This window comes from Methylorubrum suomiense (assembly GCF_022179765.1).
Taxonomy (GTDB): Bacteria; Pseudomonadota; Alphaproteobacteria; order Rhizobiales; family Beijerinckiaceae; genus Methylobacterium; species Methylobacterium suomiense.
In genome coordinates, this window is the sequence record NZ_BPRE01000002.1 from 379,206 (window position 1) to 397,760 (window position 18,555).

Sequence of the window (18,555 nt, forward strand, 5' to 3'; positions counted from 1 at the left end):
CCGGTGCGCGGGGCGGTCGATGCTTCCGAAATCGTCCCACCGACGCGGTTCACGGACCCCCTCCTCGGTCCGTCCGACGCAATGCCCGCCCGCGTCGCGCTCGGACCGCAGGGGCGCGACGTCCGACTGTCGGGGGAACTGACCGAAGGCGTGGCGGATCGCTTGGCCCGCCTCCTCGACGCGCATCCCGATGTCGAGCGCATCCATTTGACGAGCGAGGGCGGCCTCGTGGACGAAGGGGCTGCCGTCGGTGCGCTCGTAGCGCGGCGCGGCCTCGTGACATACGTCCCGGATTATTGCGTGTCCGCCTGCACCCTGGCCTTCGTGCGCGGACGGGAGCGTCTCGTTCTGGAGGGAGCACGGCTCGGTTTCCACGCCCCCTATGAAGCGGGACCCTTCGGCATCGAGATCGAGGCCGACAGCGCACCTGAGCGGGCGGCCTACCTTGCCGCCGGGATCGAGCCGGCCTTCGTCGATGCCGCGCTGAAGGTGCGCCCCGACGATCTGATGGTCCCCGACGCAGCCCGCCTCATCGCGGCCCGCGTCGCCACCGGCGTGGTGGATGTCTACCGCTTCCCCGATTCCACCCTCGATGACGGCCCGGACCCCATCCAGGCCAGGGCCTTGGTCCTGCGCAGCGTTCCGATCCTCACGGAGATCGAGAGGGCGGCCCCGGACATCGTTCGGGACCTCGTCGCATGGTATCTCGACGGCTACGCACAGGGCCGATCAGAAGGCGAAGCGATCGATGGTCTCCGGCGCAGAGCCGCCCGCGTCGTTGCGGGAGCTTTTCGAGAGGCGGAACCGACGACGCTCCTCGCCCTCGGGCGTACGACCCTGCGCATGCTCAACCGTGTCGGGCCCGAACGGGACGGCACCTGCGCCGCCGCAAGCGAGGGTTTGGGTGCCGTGCTGACCCGCAGCGGCATCGGCGAGTCCGAATTGGCCATCGCCCGGGCGATCTTTCCGCGACATCCCGTCCTCGACCCATCACCGGAAACCTCGCCGCTCGCCTCGCGCGACTGTGCCGACCTGCGCCGCGCCTTTAGCGCCGCCCTCGCTCACCCCTCGCCCGAAGCCGCACGGGCGCTGCGCCCGCTCTTCTTCCCCGAGGGATCTTTCGCCCATGTCACGGCGCAGGCAGAGTGACACGACCTGCCTCCGCGCGGCCGGAGGTTCCGAAATCGGCCATCCACCTGGGTTTTTGCGGCGCATTTCGATGGACCGACGGGGTCGATATGCGCGGGGAAGGGGCCGGATCGCTCCCACAACCGATTGCAAGGTCCTTGGCCTCCGCTCTAGACCCATTGGTGCGCCGTCATAGGACCGGCTGCGAGGGAAGAACGGCGTGAGGACAAGGGCATGAGCCTCGGGATCGCGAGCGGAACCGGCGCAGGTTTCGGCCTCACACGGCCGGCTCCCCCCGTCGCGGTCGATCTGCGGCTCTACGGTCTTCTCGATGTCGGGGTCTTGGGGGGCGACGCCGCGGTTCTGGCCGAACTCGCGGCGGCCTCGGTCGCCGGCGGGGTGACCCTCCTGCAGTACCGCGAGAAGGACATCGGCGATGCCCGGGCCGCGCTCGCCCGGATCCGAGCGATCCGCGCCGCGGTCGCCGGCCGCGTTCCGGTGCTGATCAACGATCGGGTGGATCTGGCGCTCGCGGCGGGCGCCGAGGGCGTGCATCTCGGACAATCGGACCTCCACCCGGAAGAGGCCCGGCGTCTCCTCGGCCCCAAGGCGATCATCGGTCTGACAGTGAAGTCCGGTGCACAGGCGGACGAGCTCTACCGCCTGCCGATCGACTATGCCTGCATCGGCGGCGTCTTCGCCACGACGAGCAAGGACAATCCCGACCCACCGGTCGGCCTCGATGGCCTGCAGCGGATCGTGTTCCGTGCCCGCCTCGCCCGTGGGCAGGCTCTGCCGCTCGGCGCCATTGCCGGCATCGATGCCGGTAACGCGGCCTCCGTGATCCGTGCCGGGGCCGATGGTGTCGCCCTGATCGGGGCCCTGTTCAAGGGCGGGGACACCGAGGGCAGGGCGCGAGATCTTCGCGCGCGGATCGATGAAGCTCTGAACGCACGGACATCGTGAGGCGCTCGCGGGCCGGCGGGGGAACTCAGGCGGATACACGGCGTCGAACTGACCCGGTCGAGCTGTCCGCTTAGGGCTCATGGGGGAACGCGGAGGCCGTGGCGGATGAGGCGTTCTGGGGGGCAGATCAATCCAGGCGGCCTTTCCGGTGCGACGGCGTGGTCCTTGCCTTCCGTCCCTCCCATCACGGGTCGAGATCCGGTCGGCAAAGCCGTTGGCATCTGTCTTGAGATCGGTCGCAACAGCATCATGACGCGGAAGGATCGACCGTGGCGGGCTTCGTCTGAGAATGGGTGAACCGTCCGATGCCCTGGTGTTGTGTCGTGGCGGCGAAGCCCTGACGAATGGCGCACGGCATGACAGGGGCCCGTAATGAACCGCTGGGTCGCGTCGCACCCGGTGCCTGCTTGCGCGATGTTGCGGATCATCGCCGTGATGACCGGCGTGGGTAGCGCGAAGGTCGCGGCCCGGCTTGAGGAGGGGACGCAATGACCTCGCTGCTGCTGCGAAACGCCGATGTCCTCGTCACCATGGACAGTGCCCGTCGCGAGATCCGCGGCGGCGGCGTCTATATCGAGGACAATCGGATCGTCGCGGTCGGGCCCGCCGAGACTGTGCCGGACAGGGCGGACGAGGTGATCGACATGGCCGGGCATGTCGTGCTGCCCGGGCTCGTCAACACCCACCATCACATGTTCCAGACCCTGACCCGCGCCTTGCCGGGGGCGCAGGATGCTGAGCTGTTCGGCTGGCTCAGGGCGCTCTATCCGATCTGGGCACGGCTGACGCCGGAGATGATTTACGTCTCGACCCAGACTGCGATGGCCGAACTGATCCTGTCCGGCTGCACGACCTCCAGCGATCACCTCTACCTTTATCCGAACGGCTGCCGCCTCGACGATTCGATCGAGGCGGCGGACGGCATCGGCATGCGCTTCCACGCCGCCCGTGGCGCCATGAGCGTCGGCGAGAGCGAGGGCGGCCTGCCGCCGGACGCCCTCGTCGAGGATGAGGGCGCGATCCTCGCCGAGACCCGCCGTCTGATCGAGCGCTGGCATGATCCGGATCGCTACGCCATGCGCCGGATCGTGGTGGCGCCCTGCTCGCCCTTCTCGGTCAGCCGCGATCTGATGCGGGAATCGGCCGGACTCGCCCGAGCCTACGGTGTCGGTCTGCACACCCATCTTGCCGAGACGGCCGACGACGTCGCCTATAGCCGCGAGCGGTTCGGGATGACGCCGGCCGAGTACGCGGCCGAACTCGGCTGGGTCGGGCAGGACGTGTGGCACGCACACTGCGTGAAGCTCGACGAGGCCGGCATCCGCCTGTTCGGACGGACCCGCACTGGCGTCGCGCACTGCCCGTGTTCGAACATGCGCCTCGCCTCGGGCATCGCGCCGATCGGCCGGATGCGTTGCGAGGGGGTCAGCGTCGGCCTCGGCGTCGACGGCTCCGCCTCCAATGACGGTTCGCATATGCTGGGTGAGGCGCGCCAGGCCATGCTGCTGGCCCGGGTCGGGTTCGGTCCCACCGCCATGACCGGCCGGGAGGCGCTCGAAATCGCCACCCGTGGTGGCGCCCAGGTGCTCGATCGCGACGATATCGGGGCTCTGGAGCCCGGCATGGCGGCGGACGTGGTCGCCTTCGATCTGCGTGGCCTGGAAACCGCGGGCGCCCTGCACGATCCCGTTGCCGCGCTCGTCTTCTGCGCGCCCCAGCGGGTGGCCTGGAGCATCATCAACGGCCGCGTGATCGTGCGCGAAGGACGCCTCACCACCGTCGACAGCCGCGCATTGGCCGCCCGCCACAACAAGCTGGCGGCCGACCTCGTACGCGGCGAGGCGTGATCCCGCTGAGCAGCAGCCTTATCCAATTCCGGAGCCGCTTCGATGACCGCCTCGTCCTACAATCCAGCCTGCGGCGGCCTGCCACCACAGAGTGCCTTGATGACGGGCCGGGCCGTGTTCACAGAGGCCTATGCCGTGATTCCGCGCGGCGTCATGAGCGACATCGTCACCAGCCTATTGCCGTTCTGGGAGGGCACGCGGGCCTGGATGCTGTCACGTCCGCTCTCGGGATTTTCCGAGACCTTCGCGCAATATCTGATGGAGGTGGCGCCCGGCGGTGGCAGCGATCAGCCGGAGCCCGATCCGGGTGCCGAGGGCGTGCTGTTCGTGGTCGGTGGCGGGCTGCGCCTCACGCTCGACGGCATCACGCACAGCCTGCGCTCCGGCAGCTACGTCTATTGTCCGCCCGGCGTGACATGGAGCCTGCGCAACGACGGAGCGGAGCCGGCGCGCTTCCATTGGATTCGGAAAGCCTATGAGCGCGTTTCCGGGATCGAACCGCCCGCAGCCTTCGTCGCGTTCGAGCCCGACATCGACCCGGTCTCCATGCCGGACACACAGGGAGCGTGGGCGACGACACGCTTCGTATCGCCCGACGATCTGCGACACGACATGCACGTCAACATCGTCACCTTGCAGCCTGGCGCCTCGATTCCATTCGAAGAGACGCATGTGATGGAGCACGGCCTGTTCGTGCTGGAGGGCAAGGCGGTCTACCGGCTCAACCGGGATTGGGTCGAGGTGCAGGCCGGCGACTTCCTCTGGCTGCGCGCGTTCTGCCCTCAGGCCTGTTACGCGGGCGGCCCCGGCCCGTTTCGCTACCTGCTCTACAAGGACGTGAATCGCCACGCCGCGCTGACGCCCTTCCGTTCGGCCCGATGAGCGCGCGTACGATCCGCGTCGCGCCCCTGACGCCGTCCGCATTCGCGGCGTTCGGCACGGTCATCGACAAATCCGCCGCCGCGCCGCGCCCGATGAATGCCGGTAAGGCGCGCCGCTACCATGATCTCGCGCAGGTGTTGGTGGCGGGCGACGACAGCCATGTGGTCATCGGTCATGTCGAGGCCGAGCCCTACGCCTTGCCCCTGCGTCTCAGCCTCGTCGAGCGCCATCCCCTCGGTGCCCAGGCCTTCGTGCCGTTAAACGCGGCGCCGTTCCTGGTCGTGGTCTGCCCCGACGAAGGCGGGCGACCGGGGACGCCATTGGCGTTCCTCACCGCACCGGGGCAGGGGATCTGCTACCGGATCGGCATCTGGCACGGTGTCCTGACCCCGCTCGGCGCGGCTCAAGACTTCCTGGTCATCGACCGCGGCGGCGTCGGCCCCAATCTCGAAGAGCACGTCTTCGATGAGCCGTGGCTCATCGTCGAAGCGGATACGGCCGACCAACGCCGCACTCTGCCCTGATCCGTCCACCCACTGCGCCGAGCGCGCAGCGGTTTCGGTGCCGTTTCGCATTCGTCGACACGCAGCCTTAGGCTTGCCAAAACCGACCCATCCGTCTAAGACCCGGCCACGATCGCGGACCGCCCAAACGGGCCTGTTCCGGCATCGACGCCGCAATAGCTCAGCTGGTAGAGCACCTCATTCGTAATGAGGGGGTCGGGGGTTCGAATCCCTCTTGCGGCACCACTACTTAGCTCTACTCTGCTTACTGGAAACGCTCTCCGGTAAGCACATAGTAAGCACCTTGCCGAAACCGCCCGTACCGTTTCCGAGCTGTTCACGGCGAAGGCCGTCATCAACGAGGATGTGAACTGCCTGGTGACGGCGAAACTCGACGGCAAAACGCATCGCGCTTCGCTCTCTGACGGCTACGCGGTCGACCTGTCCGCGACCGTGGAGGCAAGCGCTTTCGTCGGGTCGGTGCTCGGTAAGAAGGACAGCGCACCGGCGACCAGTCGCAGCGCGTCGCGGACGGCGATCCTTGCTGGCGCGGGTGGTGAAGGCGTGAGCGCCCCTGGTCATCTTGTCGAGGCAGAGCCTGATGGCCACGCCGTCGTGATGGTTGGACATGAGGTGGCTGGCACCGGCTCCCCCAATGCTGAGTATTCCGGCCCAGGCAATCAAGGATCCGACCGGGCGCATGATGGGTCGGCATCTGAATCGGGAAGCCGGCGCCGCGTACCTTTCTGAATGGTTCGCTGCACGTGAGGAGGGCAGCGAATGTTCAAAGACCCACTGGGCCACGCCTTGAAGCGCTACCTCGCCGAGGGCGATCGCACGAACCCGGTGCGCATACAGGAACAGCCGAGACCTATGCGCTAGTGGCAGTTCCCGCCGACGCTGGTTCTGGTCGGCTGAGCGTTCGCTCTGGCCGTACGGCGGCTGTGGCCTTCAGGGTGAGGTAAAACTTCGATTCTGTGGCCCGCGGTACCCTTCGCGAAGACTGTGTCCGATGCTGGTATCCGAGACGACTTCCACCAAGCTTTTTCCCCAAGCGGCCGAGTGGAAGCTACAGCTCCCGACTCGTCGCGGGGACCGATCGCCGGATCCTCGCCCAGCCGCAGTGATATGGGCGATGATGCATGAGGACGCTGCAGATCTCGTTGATTGCTTCGGTACAGAGGCGTCAGCTCGCGGTTGAACGGCAACGCAGTTGTTTGCCGTCCACCCCAGCATAGAAACCTAGGGCCGGTTCTGGACGCTGCGCTTGAGCGAGCCTCGGACGCGACGCAGCCTAATTACAAGAATGCAGACGGACATCGTCGGCGATGGGTGCGTATGCTCATTCGAGATCAAGGACTAGGTGGTCAAGCGCGCTCTGACGGTGCCATTCAACGACCCGGCTCCGGTTGTAAACGGCAGGAAATGAGCGAATGCACCAGTCAGACTGCGCATTCCCTAACAGCCAGCCGGCGGATCTCGCGATAATGGCGATGAACGTTTTCGTAAATCTGCTCAAGGAGGCTACCGTGCAAAAACGTGAAGGCTCTGACGTCGAGGCCGCCACCGATGCTCTGCTACGGTGCATCTTTGAGAGTGAGCGCGTTGGCGCAACCTTCAGTGCGGTATGCGATGGAGGGGTACTCACGACCTGGCAGGTGCCCGGGAGGGCTCAGCTTGGGCCGGATCTTGGCTGTGTCGGCGCAGACCCGGATGGAGACGCCTATTGGGGAAAGCTCATTCTCTTAGGCGAAGGCCTTTATGCAGCTGGAGGCCTTGATGCGTTGGATGAAGCAAATATGCATATTGTTCAAATGGACCCACAGCATTCGGATTGGCGCGCAATGGTGTTGGAAAGTGTGTGGTTCAATATCGGGCGCGGGACTTAATGCGATTGCAACGGAGGGGAGCAGACACCACGCATCAGGCTTGCTCTTCTCGAGCGCGAAGCTCGCACAAACGGACAGGTGAGCATCTCTTATCGTAGCAATGTCGGAATGCATCACCTCTAATACCAGCGCCTCCGCGCCTCGACTAGGCAAAGCGCGGATCCTGTAATCTCAGCTTAGTAAACTCCGCAGAGGCCAGGCCCCCCTGGAAAGAAGGGTCTTGCCGACTCGGGACGTTCACTTCTCCCGAATCCAGGCGCCGCTATGCAAGATCTTCAGGGCCAGTATTCCGGAAATTGTACTGATGTTTTCGCGCATTAAGGCTTTTCGCGGCGTCCAGTATAGCAGATTGGATTGGGCCGAAGCGACTGCGAAGCATGTTCACCCTGTCACGAGAAACGTGGTATTTTCCATTCAGCTCTTCCATTATTTCAGCAAAATCACTTGCGCTGCATTCCTGCCCTTTCAGTGCGGCAGCAAGAGTGTCCGCCGTAGCCATCATCTTAAGATCGCGCTTGATTTCGATTGTCGAAGGAAGCCGGATTCTTCGTCCGAAGCGTAGCATTGTAGTCATAGCCGCAAACCTTCTATTAGTTAATTTGTTATCCGAAGACGACGCAGATTAAAAAACATTCATTGATTCATTGGCACCTACAAAAGGTAACTAATTTTGCAGCATTTATGTTCCGGCGACATTCTCTAAATATTATAAAATAACATATCTAATATTATGTCAAGGGAAGCACCAATAACTCGATTGAAAATGCATGGTAAGCTACGGGAATGACTTCGGAGAGGGCTAGAGGGCATGTATGTTGAGCTCAAGCCCCTTTTACTCATTAATTTATACGATTAAATTAGACAATATAAATGTCATTATTAGACATGAATGAGTAACTATCGTAATATGATTTTAGACAAATACAAGTTACATAATTGCTTTACAATATCAATGCTTGTTATATTAATAAAAGTATTTACAGAAATCTATTGTAGAAATCTTGTAATATGAGATCCTGATTATGAAAGTTAATGTACAATAATATTTAGAAAATAATATTTTAAAAGGCACTTGAATATGTGATTATGGCAACCAATATGTATGTTGAAGTACATTCAAAAAACGATTTTGAGGATAAACGTGTTCCAATGACCGTCTTGAATTTTCTGAGTCGCGGCAGCAAAGTCGGCGCGGCAAATAAAAATCAGCTGGTTAATAGCCCCAATCGGAAACAACCACACAAGATAGATGGGCTCAAACCAAGCCTATCTGTAGCTCCAAGTTCAGCTTGGTATTATGATGCTGCTATTCGCGAAGAGCTTGAAAGTTTTCCAGGGATGAAACGCTAAAACACCTCGTGTGGCGCCATCAATTGCAAGATTTAGCGCAAAACGGGGAACGGACGTTGCATACTGAAGATATGGAGCATGTTATGACCCTCCCACGGCTGACTGGCCTGGAATATTATTGGTTCGGAAAAAGCCAATCGGTTGCATCAATCTACTCGCACCACCAACAAATGGAACTCGATCCAGCTGTCGCAGATTTAGTTCTGGCGATAAAAAATGATGCAAAGTCCTGCTATACGGGTCCACAGTCGCTGCGGCGGCTCGCTGAGCGCTTAAATAACGAAGCTGCCGACGCTACGTTTATGGAAGCCCTGTCTGTGCTGGACGATGAGAAGCATGTTGAATCTGGACGTCGCGTGCAAGCCATGCGCTGTTTATCATCACGCTTTCTCACCACAGCCGACGAGCTTCAGATGGCGAAAATGCACACTAAAGTTTAAAATCAGCTATTTTCTATATATTGCCACGATAATTGCACTTTATGGCATTCACGGAGTCAGATCATAACTAATCTCAGCAAGCACCAATCGCTCAAATATCTCGGCACGGTACGTGGGCGAGGGAATTTATCGATTTCAGATGGTCAGATTGACCTCGGCATCGTCAGCTATGAGATCGATAGTTACTTCGACCGAAAGTCATATTTTGCAGACGGTCAAATCGAAGGTAATACTGTGCATCTAACAAGAGCTTTCGAAGCCGGCACCGCTTAGATTTTTTTGTCAAAGAATCGATCCGTCGAGATTGTTCTCGATGATCCGAACGGCAATTCGGCGGTCGAGGTTGTGATCCAACGTCGGCTTCCGCAGGAAATCTCTTAGATGCCTGCTCATTTGAAAGGTGATAATTATGTTGCGAATGTCGGCGCGAACAACAACATTGCTCGTCGCATGCGTTCTATCAGTATCTTTGGTAACAAACTCTAGGGCTCGGGCAGAACTGCTCGCATCAAAGGTCGAGGTTGATCGTTCTGAAGCCAAGCGTGCCACTGATATGAAGGCGCGGGCTGAACATGCGCAACGACTGGCGGAGACCCGCGAGCGCCGCTGGGATCAGAAAATGAAGGCCGTTAGTCAAAGCATCTGCATTGGCTGCTGAGACGATTTCTGAGGTGAAAGTAGTTCTCCGAGAAGACTACCTCAGTGGCAGAATTTAAGTCATGTGGCGCGATCGTCGGTTCTTTCCATAAAGACGGCAATGCCATCAATGAGCTGCGACTTGTTGACAATGTGGCTTACGTTTGCAGCTCTGCAGCTTACGTTCGAAGCGACGGCAGCAGGAGGAAGGCATATGGGTAACAGCGCCCCTGCTCCTACCTACGTCGCTCAGCCGTCCGTCGAACAAACGATCGCACGGTGCAGAAGGCCTCCCCGGTCGACCTCAATGCCAAGGGCGTCCGTGAGGACGATGTTGGTGTGTCCGTAGCCAGCCCAATCGTCTGCTAGGCACATGGCACTCGACGGATTGCAGCGGGTAGCTTTGCGGAGCACGCCCATAGGGGAGCCGAGACCGTATAGGGCAGGATTGCCGGTGACATAGGCGAAACTCAGCTTCTAGTGAATGCCTTAGGTCAACCAGCCCCAACCATAGATCGTGCCGCGGAAATGTACGATTTCGACAGTGTGTGTGAGCGTTGTAATCGCCATGGCTTTGTGCCGGCGGTGCGCCACGTTGTTGGAGGCGGCGTGAGCGCCCAAGACGAAAAACCCCGCCGCGGCGAGCCGGGCGGGGCGCAGTCCTTATCCTTGGGAGGATAGGAGCACTCTATACGTAGCCGTATCGCAGGACCAGTACGCCGTCGGACATCGCGCTCATGCTTCTGACGCCATAGCGCATGAAAAAAGGCGCCCCGGCCGAAGCCGAGGCGCCTGGAGCGTGAACAGGTGTCAACGGCCGAGAGTCAGCCTGACGGTCGCCGTCCGCGCTCCAATTCGTCAATCCGGCGCTGCATCGCCTGGATCGTGTCGCGCGGCGTGTTCAGGTCGGACAGGTCCTTGCGCAGGCTGTCGATTTGACGCTGTATTCCCTCGTCCTTCTGGCGCTGGGCAGCGGCGCGCTCGTCATGCTCGCCGCGGGGAACGAGCGTCTTCTGCACGGTGTCGACGTCCCGCTCGACGCGCTCAATTCGAGCATCGGTAAGCCGCTGGAGGTCGTCGCGCCGCTGCGTGATGACATTGAAGCGGGCATCGAGATCGACACGCGGCACGAACGACTCGGTGCGGCCCTCCACCTTTGCGATCAGCCCCTCGAGCCGGCCCTGGCCCGCGTTGATCCACGAGAACCCCATGCCGCCGACGATGGCGAGCACGGTCACCAGGATCGAGATCGGTGCCCAATTGATGCCCGATCGGGCATCGAGCTTCGTCACGATCGACTTGATGCCCTCCTCGATCCCGGTGACGCGGGTTTCGAGCACGCCGATGCGGGCCTCGACGGGGTTGGTGGTCATGACATGCGAGCCTCGGTAAGGGCGCGGAAGATTGCCCTCATCCCCAGCGGAGGAGGGTCGTTGCAGACGGGTTAGGGCTTCACGCCGCCGGGCATCGCCCCGGGCACGCCCTGCGTCCGCTCGATGGTGCGTTGCGCGCCCAGGCCGAGCATTCCGAACAGCAGCGTCATCAGCGCTTCCATCGGCAGGGACGGCGCGGCCGGAATGGCGGCGCCGATCATCACGCCGACAATGCCGGTCACCCAGGACATCACCGGGCCGACGACGAATTGATAGGCGAGGCCGGCGACGCAGACCCAGCCGCAGGCCGGACGCCAGCGGGCGGAGAACCGATCGTTGCCCTGCGCCTCCACCGCGTTCACGCCGATCTGTGCCTTGGCGATTTCGGCCGTCGCCTGGATGACGGCGACTTCGCGCGTCGAGATGACCGCCTCAATGTCGCGCGCCGCGGCTTCGCGTGCGGCCGGGTCCGGCACGAGCCGATCAACGACGACCTTCGCGATGTCAGCCACGGACGGCAGGGCGGCGCCGATACCCTGACCGATTGCCGGGCCCGCGCCTCCGGTCAGGACGCCGCCGACGATACTGCCGATAATACCACCTGCCATGGGATCAGCCTTTCACGGGGTAGGCGGCACGAAGCCTGCCGAGAATGGTGGCGAGCCAGCCGACGGCCGGCGCCGGAGAGGGCGCAGAAGAAAGCCCGCCGGAGGTGGCGGGCTGGGGAGCGGGAGCGGTCGGCGCGGTCGTCATCGGGGCCAAGGGATCGGGCACCGGCTTCGCCACCGGTACGGGACCGGATGAGGCCCAGACCGGGTTCGGGTCCCCGCGGCGCGCACGCGGCAGCGCTCGGCTGTAGGGCGTCGCGGCCTGGTCCCGCTCGCCTTGCCGGCGCGGGATAATGACGGCAGGCTTGTTCCACATCAGGAACGCCTCGATCGCGCCCGCCATGTCGCCCGCATTGGCGCGGCGCACGATGGAGCTCTGTTCGAAGCCGACCGGGCCGATGTTGTAGGCCAGCGACACGCAGGCGTCGAAGAACTCCTGTGGCCACGCCCGGTCGGAGCGCAGCGCCTTGCGGACCGGGTCGACGTATTTCGCGACAGCCTGCGCGAACAGCGCCTCGCTCTGGGCCTTCGTGATCTTGAGCCCAGGTGTGACCTTGATGAGCCCCGACGCCGTGGTGATCCCGACGCCGATGGTGAGAACGCCGACCGAATCCTTGTAGGCGGTCAGCCGCTCGCCTTCGCGCGCCACGAGGGCCGCGCGTCCGATGGGGGACAGATCCATTGTCTTCTCCGATAAGGGCGAGGGCCTGAAGCCGCTATTCGACGAACCGGGCGGTCATGACCGTGCTCGGGATGCCGCCTGCGGCCGCCACGGTCGCAACCGATCCGGTGCCGGTGATCCGACCTTGAAACTCGACGTAATCGCCGGCCTTGAGCGTGAGGCGCTCGCCGACCTGCACCGGCGTCAGGAACGCGCCGTTCGGGCAGTAGGCGAAGACCGTCGCGACCGTGTTGCCGTTGACGCGAATGTCGAGCAGCACCCGGTCGCCACTGTTCAGGCCGGAGACGACCGAGCGAAGCGCGACGTCATAATCGCCCGGCGACTTGATCGTGAGCCGCTGCGTCGCCGTGCTGAACTCGGAGCGGCGATCGGTGGAAACCGTATCCAGGCCGAGGGCGACCCCGCCGGCCGTGAGCGGCACCGCAGCGGCGGCCGAGACGCGCACGTTGGTCTTCACGTAGGGGACGAATTTGCCCCCATCCGTCATGTGGGCCACCTCTCCGGACCGTCCGGGCTGCACGAGCTTGTTGTCGGCATAGTCGTTCGAGCCGGCATTGCTCCGAACGATCCCGTAGCTCGCGCCATTCGGATCGAGGGTGTTGTTCTCGATGACGTTGCCGGTCGGCAGCTGCGTCGCGCCGCCGGTGTTGCCGGAGCCGTTCGCGCCACCGTTGTCCTGCATCAGCACGCAAGCGGAGGTCGCCGTGCTGAAACTCGGATTGGCGGCGTAGTCCTTCACCAGGTTGCCGCTGACCCGATTGCCGGTGGTGTTGCCGACGTCCTTCTCGGTTGAGCCCGCCAGCGTGATCCCGGCGAGGCCGAAGCGCATGATGACATTGCCGAAGGCGGCGTTGTTCTTGGCCCCGTGGATGAACTTGAGGCCGAAGATGTAGCAATCGAGCAGCTCGTTGCCGGAGAAGGTCCCATGAGAACCGAAGCTGTCGATGCCTTCGCCGACGAAGCGGATGTAATTGCCGATCACGCGGGCATAGAGCGTGCCGCAGAGATTGATGCCGTCGGTCTGGTAGCCGTAGGCGGCCAGGAAGTCGGCGCCGACCTTCAGGCCGACGATGCGGTTACCTTCGATCAGCACGCCGTCGCTGAAGATGCCGCCGACGCGATCGTTGTCGATCTCGATGCCGGTGATCTGGGGAACGTTCGCGGCCAGCCATCCCGTCGAGTTGTCGAGGAAGTCGTGGATGTGGTTGCGAACGATCCGCCCGTTGCCCTGCAACGTGCCGGCGACGATGCCCTTGCCCAGCGGGAAGCCGACGATCTCATTGTCGGCGATGAGGGCGTCGAGGACGTTGAAGGCGCGCACGGCCGACACGGCGCGGATCAGGTCGGTGCCGGACCCCGACGGCCCTCCGTAGACGACGCGCACGTTCTCCAGGCTCGGCGCGAGCGAGGCTTTCGCCGGATCGGTGGGATGCCCCGACAGGTCGATGACGACCGCGTTATTGCCCTTGCGCCCGTCGGGCGTCAGGTCCTGGTTGTTGAACGAGCCGCGACGGGCCAGGATCTTCGACCCGCCCGCGCCGAGGAGACCGCCACCCGCCGGGATCACGATCTTGGTGTTGCACCCGTAGACGCCACCGCCCTTGAGACCGACCTTCCGGCCGGAACTGGCCATATACTCGATGGCCTGAGCGAAAGCGGCATCCTTGTCGCGACCGCTGCCCAGCGCCCCGAAATAGTCGAGGGTGCGCAGGGGGGCGCTCGCATCGACGGACATCTCGGGAATAATCGATCGGACGACGTCGGACGCCGCGTCATAGACGACACTGTAGATCCGGCCCGCTCGGAGCACGACCGGGACATCGGCGCCGGCCGAAAGCCAGTCGACCGCTGGCAGACCGTCGAGGCGCAGCGTCGGGGCGATCACGCTGTCGCGGTTGGCTCGCACCATGAATTGCAGGCCGGCCCGTAGGCCGGTCAGGCCGACGCCGGTCGTGACGGTGTAGGCGTCACCGACACCCGCGGTCGTCAGCGCGCCGCCCTGCGCGTCGCTCATTCGACGGATCGCGGCCATGACGCCGCGGATCAGCGACGGGATTTCCCGTCCCGACGCACCGTCGTGAGCCGGAATGCTGCGGTCGGCCACGGCGTTGCCGCTCGGCTGGGGGGACCAGTCGATGACGCTCATGCGAGATGTCCGATTTTTGAGGAGCCGAAGGCGCTCAGGCCTTGATGGCGAAGACGACGACGAGGCCCGGCGGGATGTTCGGGTGAGCACCGCCACCGCCCGCGTTATCGACGCTGACCGTGTGACTGTGCGCCGGGACTTCCGGAACGGAGTGCGTGTGATCGGGCGCGCCCGGGATCGAGTGCGAGTGCGCAGACACGCCGTCGGTCGTCAGGCTGTGGGCGTGACCGTCGACCGGATCGGTGGTGAAGGGGTGAGCGTGTTCGCCTGCCGGATCGGTCTGTGCCGTCGAGTTGGTGCCGGGCGGGTAAAGCTGGGTCACCGCGAAGAGTGCGCTGCCCTTCTCGTAGATGGTCTGTCGCTCGTATCGCTGGCCGTGGACGTGCTCGCCTGCGACGCCGGTGTTGCCGCTGTGGCTGTGGCCGCCTGCGGTCTGGGTCGTTCCGGTGTGGCTGTGAGCGCCACCCGCACCCGTCGTGCTGGCCGCGACCGCCCCGCCTGCGCCCGTCGTCGTCGCTGGCTGCGCCCCGGCCGAGCCGGTCGAACCGGTGTGCTTGTGGGTCGGCATCTGCCCGTCGGTCAGCGTCACCGTCGCCGTGCCGCCGGTGCTTCCGACGGCACCATTCAGGCCGCCGTCACCGTTCAGGCGGCCTGCCGCCGAACCGCCCATCGCGTCGGCGCCGAACGGCGCCCGTCCCCGCAGGTCCGGCACGCGGAAGTCTGTGTCGCTGGTCGAGCCGTGGGCGGTGCCGATGGCGCCGAACAACGCGTCGTAATTCGTTCGAGACAGCGTTCGCCCGTCGCAGACGACCCAACCCTTGGGAATCGCCGTCTCGGTCCCGAACATCTCGATTTTGCCGGGGGCGTCGGGGACCGGCGAGACCAGAATGTAGCGACCGAGAACCCTCACCCATCGCGCGCGATAGACGACGTTGGGGGTCAGATCGCCCGGCCCCATGGCGATATTGCCGGGCCGGTGGAGCGGACGTGAGGGCGCGCCATCCACCACCATCTCGACGGGCCCGGTGTTTTGGCTGTCGACCGTAAAATTGAATTCGAAGGCTTTGGTGAGATTGACGCCCTGCGCGGTGGCGAGCGTGATCGTTCCGCGGGTCGGACCCGAACCAGCGATGACGTCGGTATTGTCGGCGTACCAATTGGCCAGCGCCGCCATCATCTGCCGCGCCGAGTCGTTGATCGACCGGGCCGATTGCCCCTCGGGCCAATAGATCGGCGGCGCCGCGACATCGTTCGAGGACGAGTCCTGGCTGAAGTGGAACAATCCGGTCATCGGCAGGTCCGCGAAGCGCGCAAGCGTCCGGCTCCGGCGACGCCAGGGGCGTCCGGATCGATCAACTCGGCTGGAAGGGGATCAGCTCAGCGCGGCAGGCGCGCGAGGTAGGCGTTGAGATCGAAGGGGATCGCGCGGCGCGGGGGCGGCGCCGGCATCCGCGAGGGTTCGGCGGCCCCGGCCTGCGGGGATGCCAGGGCGGCGAGACCCTTGTCGCCCGCCACGAGCTTCAGCAGCGCGCCGTAATCGGTCGGCTTGTCCTCAGTCTGGGTCGGCGCCGTCATCGTCGGCGCGGACGCGGCCGATGACTCGATACCGGCGAACCCGAAGCGGCCGGAGGCGGAAGGAGAACCAGCCTCCGCCGGCATCGTCATCGCCGCATCGCCGCCGAGGAACGCCGCGGCCTTGGCCCGATGCCCCGCCATCTGGGAATTGACCTTGTCGGCCACAGTGCCCGGCGCGCCGCCGTTCCCGGCATCGCTGGCATTGTACCGGCCGGGGCTGCCCGCGTTGATCGTCGAGTAGAGGTCGAGAATGCCCATGCCGGGCTTGAAGCCGCGATCCACGAGGTAGCGCTCGACGGCCGGCAGCTGCTCCGCGAAGCTCTGGTCCTGGCTCGCGCCGTACTGCTTCTGCTCCGGAATGCCGAACTGAATCAGGCCGATATGGCGGTTGCCGGACCCGCCCCGGATCGAGGGGGAGAAGGTGCCGCCGGTCTCGTATGAGATCACCGTCCCATAGTCGGTCGGATCGGCGCCGATGCGCCGCGCCGAGGCGATCAGGGCATCGCGGTCGGCAGCGTTCATGGCGGTATCCTGAAACGACGAAGCCCCGCGCAGGGACGGGGCTGTCGGGTCCGGCGCGTAGCGCTGCGGACGGTGATGAATTCGCGGGTTTCGCCCGACGGGTCAAGGGGCACCGCCATCTATCCGCCGGGGTGCGTCTGTGGCACCATAAATCCATGGAATCGGGCTTGCTCAAAGCGCCTGGCGGGCGACCCGCAACTGGCGCCGGAACGTCTCTCAACGTACGGGGCCACGCCGACCTGCTGGATCGCCTGGACGTTTGGATCATCTCCAAGCCGGCGCGGCACCCATCACGGCCCGAAGCTGTGCGCCAAATTCTTGATGACTGGCTCGCCGGGCAAGGGCTGAAGCGACACAGGGAAGACCCGGATGGGGCGAACTAATGCGACCCCTCGAAAAAACATGTGGGTAATTATTAAGGCGGCCGTGGCAACCTTGGCCGTATCCGAGAGCGATGCATTTGCGCCGCAGTCGGGCGGCGCGTGATGATGGTCATGTCAGCGAAAGCGGCACAGCACCGGGAGCGAGGAGGGCCAGCGCGCCCGCGATACCGCCTGTCTGTTCCAGTTGATCGTATTGAACTCCAAGCTCTCATCCGAGAGACCGGCAGAACTGTCGGAAACGACAAGCAATTCGACCTGCTGCGCTCCTATGGCTCCAAAGATGCCTACGTGCACTTCGCGGGAGACATTGGGTTACTCAAGAAAAAAGCTGTCTCGATTGTCGGGACGCGGGATGTCTCCGAGGATGGAGCGCGTCGCGCTGCACGTCTCGCGCGCGAACTGGTCGGCGCTGGCGTCATCGTGATGAGCGGTCTAGCCAAAGGCGTAGATACGGCTGCACTCTCGTCAGCGCGGTCCGCTGGCGGCAGCCTCGCAGCAGTAATCGGCACGCCCCTGCAAAAGGCATATCCGATTGAAAATTCCGAGCTGCAGACGGAAATCGCCGATAAGCACCTGCTGCTATCACCTTTCGCGGAGGGGGAAGCCGTCTTCAAAGGCAACTTTCCAAAGCGTAATCGCGTAATGGCACTGCTTAGCGACGCAACTGTCATCGTGGAGGCGTCTGACACATCGGGAACCCTTCATCAGGCCGCGGAATGCATTAGGCAGGGCCGATGGTTGTTCATTCTGAAGTCAGTCGTTGAGGATCCCGGAATATCTTGGCCACAGCGGTTTTTGAAAGAGAATAGAACTGTCGTTGTTGAAAATATGGACGACATTCTTTCTAGGATCTGATTATGAAGGTCTGCTTTATATGCGGATACTGGTCTCAGCTAACAGATCAGATCCTCGGACGGCGGCCTTCAGACTATAGAAGCGCATATCGGTATGTTTGGGGTGTCAAGCACGGATCTTTCAAGGTTCCATTTTCGTTGATATTTGCTGATGGATCTCGTGAACATATAAATCCGAACAATTTCAATCAGGTTCGGAGGCGTTTCGGGCGATTTATTCGACTTCGGATGGTTGAAAATGGATGGGAGGACGCGCTTCTAGTGCATGTGCCATCCAAGTGTGCCGTGATTGGCGAGGTAGCTCCTCGCTCTTTGTTGATGCTGGAAGAAGCAGTTGCCGAAAACAGTTTGGCTAATGCTCTGTGTGATGCGATCCGTTAGACGGAACCTCTAGGCGCCGCTCATAAAGGTGGGGAGCGACGGAAGACCGAAATCGCTTCATTCTTGCGCGTTGTGCAGGACGTATCGGGGCGCAATATCGTTCTCGTTGATGATCTTCTAACGCGGGGTGGTACTATCCTCGCCTGTAAAGAAGCTCTTGAAAAAGCAGGGGCGAACGTCGTTGGCGCAATAACATGCGGAATGACAATGTATAGCCGGGACGTAAAACCATTTGGAAATCAAAGCTTCGAGTTAAGCGAAGAACTGGACGATTTCGAGAAATTGGCGCGAACATGAAACGTTCCAAGGCCCGCAGCCACTACCGCCAGCACACATTTGCCATCGTCGCGATGATCGTGTTCGCAACGCCTGCCGTTGCCGATTGTCGCT

At 62.8% G+C, this 18,555-nt stretch carries 17 protein-coding genes and 1 tRNA gene; 12 read left to right on the forward strand and 6 right to left on the reverse strand.

The window, feature by feature from the left end:
- The first annotated feature begins 81 nt into the window (after positions 1 to 81).
- From MFF26_RS05185 to MFF26_RS05230, 10 genes are all read left to right on the forward strand, one after another.
- A complete protein-coding gene (locus tag MFF26_RS05185) occupies positions 82 to 1,149 on the forward strand; it encodes a COG3904 family protein (protein ID WP_238307681.1) in 1,068 nt (355 codons plus the stop codon).
- Positions 1,150 to 1,362: 213 nt separating this feature from the next.
- On the forward strand, positions 1,363 to 2,094 hold the full coding sequence (gene thiE, locus MFF26_RS05190; protein WP_137829119.1) for a thiamine phosphate synthase: 732 nt from the start codon (positions 1,363 to 1,365) through the stop codon (positions 2,092 to 2,094).
- 488 nt (positions 2,095 to 2,582) lie between these two features.
- Entirely contained in the window at positions 2,583 to 3,941 is a 1,359-nt protein-coding gene (locus tag MFF26_RS05195; protein WP_137829120.1) for an 8-oxoguanine deaminase, read from the forward strand.
- A gap of 42 nt (positions 3,942 to 3,983) precedes the next feature.
- Positions 3,984 to 4,823 carry a bifunctional allantoicase/(S)-ureidoglycine aminohydrolase gene (locus MFF26_RS05200; RefSeq protein ID WP_137829121.1) on the forward strand — a complete coding sequence of 280 codons (840 nt, stop codon included), beginning with the start codon at positions 3,984 to 3,986 and terminating at the stop codon, positions 4,821 to 4,823.
- Entirely contained in the window at positions 4,820 to 5,347 is a 528-nt protein-coding gene (locus tag MFF26_RS05205; RefSeq protein WP_137829122.1) for an ureidoglycolate lyase, read from the forward strand. The genes MFF26_RS05200 and MFF26_RS05205 overlap by 4 nt, the downstream gene beginning before the upstream one ends.
- A 149-nt stretch (positions 5,348 to 5,496) precedes the next feature.
- Positions 5,497 to 5,572, forward strand: a tRNA-Thr gene (locus MFF26_RS05210).
- A gap of 132 nt (positions 5,573 to 5,704) precedes the next feature.
- On the forward strand, positions 5,705 to 6,076 hold the full coding sequence (locus tag MFF26_RS05215) for a hypothetical protein (RefSeq protein WP_210236194.1): 372 nt from the start codon (positions 5,705 to 5,707) through the stop codon (positions 6,074 to 6,076).
- Positions 6,077 to 6,759: 683 nt separating this feature from the next.
- Complete coding sequence (locus tag MFF26_RS05220) at positions 6,760 to 7,215, forward strand: hypothetical protein (protein ID WP_238307682.1); 456 nt, start codon at positions 6,760 to 6,762, stop codon at positions 7,213 to 7,215.
- A 1,086-nt stretch (positions 7,216 to 8,301) separates the two neighbouring features.
- Entirely contained in the window at positions 8,302 to 8,565 is a 264-nt protein-coding gene (locus MFF26_RS05225; RefSeq protein ID WP_238307684.1) for a hypothetical protein, read from the forward strand.
- 83 nt (positions 8,566 to 8,648) lie between these two features.
- Entirely contained in the window at positions 8,649 to 9,005 is a 357-nt protein-coding gene (locus MFF26_RS05230) for a hypothetical protein (protein ID WP_137829125.1), read from the forward strand.
- A 1,460-nt stretch (positions 9,006 to 10,465) separates the two neighbouring features.
- Here MFF26_RS05230 and MFF26_RS05235 read toward each other — a convergent pair.
- From MFF26_RS05235 to MFF26_RS05260, 6 genes are all read right to left on the reverse strand, one after another.
- Positions 10,466 to 11,014, reverse strand: coding sequence for a hypothetical protein (locus MFF26_RS05235; RefSeq protein WP_137829126.1), 549 nt, complete (start codon positions 11,012 to 11,014; stop codon positions 10,466 to 10,468).
- A gap of 71 nt (positions 11,015 to 11,085) precedes the next feature.
- On the reverse strand, positions 11,086 to 11,622 hold the full coding sequence (locus MFF26_RS05240) for a 3TM-type holin (RefSeq protein WP_137829127.1): 537 nt from the start codon (positions 11,620 to 11,622) through the stop codon (positions 11,086 to 11,088).
- Between the two features lie 4 nt (positions 11,623 to 11,626).
- Entirely contained in the window at positions 11,627 to 12,304 is a 678-nt protein-coding gene (locus MFF26_RS05245) for a lysozyme (protein ID WP_137829128.1), read from the reverse strand.
- Positions 12,305 to 12,338: 34 nt separating this feature from the next.
- Positions 12,339 to 14,450, reverse strand: a complete 2,112-nt coding sequence (locus MFF26_RS05250; RefSeq protein WP_238307685.1) for a right-handed parallel beta-helix repeat-containing protein — start codon at positions 14,448 to 14,450, stop codon at positions 12,339 to 12,341.
- A 34-nt stretch (positions 14,451 to 14,484) separates the two neighbouring features.
- Positions 14,485 to 15,741, reverse strand: coding sequence for a phage tail protein (locus MFF26_RS05255; protein WP_137829130.1), 1,257 nt, complete (start codon positions 15,739 to 15,741; stop codon positions 14,485 to 14,487).
- A gap of 86 nt (positions 15,742 to 15,827) precedes the next feature.
- Positions 15,828 to 16,547 carry a hypothetical protein gene (locus MFF26_RS05260; protein WP_137829131.1) on the reverse strand — a complete coding sequence of 240 codons (720 nt, stop codon included), beginning with the start codon at positions 16,545 to 16,547 and terminating at the stop codon, positions 15,828 to 15,830.
- A gap of 494 nt (positions 16,548 to 17,041) precedes the next feature.
- Between MFF26_RS05260 and MFF26_RS05265 the strand changes: the two genes are divergently transcribed.
- Together MFF26_RS05265 and MFF26_RS05270 are read left to right on the forward strand one after the other, a co-directional pair.
- The gene (locus MFF26_RS05265; protein ID WP_238307687.1) at positions 17,042 to 17,785 is read left to right on the forward strand and encodes a DNA-processing protein DprA; all 744 of its coding nucleotides are present in this window, start codon (positions 17,042 to 17,044) and stop codon (positions 17,783 to 17,785) included.
- A 452-nt stretch (positions 17,786 to 18,237) separates the two neighbouring features.
- Positions 18,238 to 18,462, forward strand: a complete 225-nt coding sequence (locus MFF26_RS05270) for a phosphoribosyltransferase (RefSeq protein WP_238307718.1) — start codon at positions 18,238 to 18,240, stop codon at positions 18,460 to 18,462.
- Positions 18,463 to 18,555: the final 93 nt, after the last annotated feature.

Coding starts and splice junctions, on each gene's coding strand:
- MFF26_RS05185 (WP_238307681.1), top strand. CDS start 82: ATGCCCGCCCGCGTCGCGCTCGGACCGCAGGGGCGCGACGTCCGACTG.
- thiE (WP_137829119.1), top strand. CDS start 1,363: ATGAGCCTCGGGATCGCGAGCGGAACCGGCGCAGGTTTCGGCCTCACA.
- MFF26_RS05195 (WP_137829120.1), top strand. CDS start 2,583: ATGACCTCGCTGCTGCTGCGAAACGCCGATGTCCTCGTCACCATGGAC.
- MFF26_RS05200 (WP_137829121.1), top strand. CDS start 3,984: ATGACCGCCTCGTCCTACAATCCAGCCTGCGGCGGCCTGCCACCACAG.
- MFF26_RS05205 (WP_137829122.1), top strand. CDS start 4,820: ATGAGCGCGCGTACGATCCGCGTCGCGCCCCTGACGCCGTCCGCATTC.
- MFF26_RS05220 (WP_238307682.1), top strand. CDS start 6,760: ATGCACCAGTCAGACTGCGCATTCCCTAACAGCCAGCCGGCGGATCTC.
- MFF26_RS05225 (WP_238307684.1), top strand. CDS start 8,302: ATGGCAACCAATATGTATGTTGAAGTACATTCAAAAAACGATTTTGAG.
- MFF26_RS05230 (WP_137829125.1), top strand. CDS start 8,649: ATGACCCTCCCACGGCTGACTGGCCTGGAATATTATTGGTTCGGAAAA.
- MFF26_RS05235 (WP_137829126.1), bottom strand. CDS start 11,014: ATGACCACCAACCCCGTCGAGGCCCGCATCGGCGTGCTCGAAACCCGC.
- MFF26_RS05240 (WP_137829127.1), bottom strand. CDS start 11,622: ATGGCAGGTGGTATTATCGGCAGTATCGTCGGCGGCGTCCTGACCGGA.
- MFF26_RS05245 (WP_137829128.1), bottom strand. CDS start 12,304: ATGGATCTGTCCCCCATCGGACGCGCGGCCCTCGTGGCGCGCGAAGGC.
- MFF26_RS05250 (WP_238307685.1), bottom strand. CDS start 14,450: ATGAGCGTCATCGACTGGTCCCCCCAGCCGAGCGGCAACGCCGTGGCC.
- MFF26_RS05255 (WP_137829130.1), bottom strand. CDS start 15,741: ATGACCGGATTGTTCCACTTCAGCCAGGACTCGTCCTCGAACGATGTC.
- MFF26_RS05260 (WP_137829131.1), bottom strand. CDS start 16,547: ATGAACGCTGCCGACCGCGATGCCCTGATCGCCTCGGCGCGGCGCATC.
- MFF26_RS05265 (WP_238307687.1), top strand. CDS start 17,042: ATGTCAGCGAAAGCGGCACAGCACCGGGAGCGAGGAGGGCCAGCGCGC.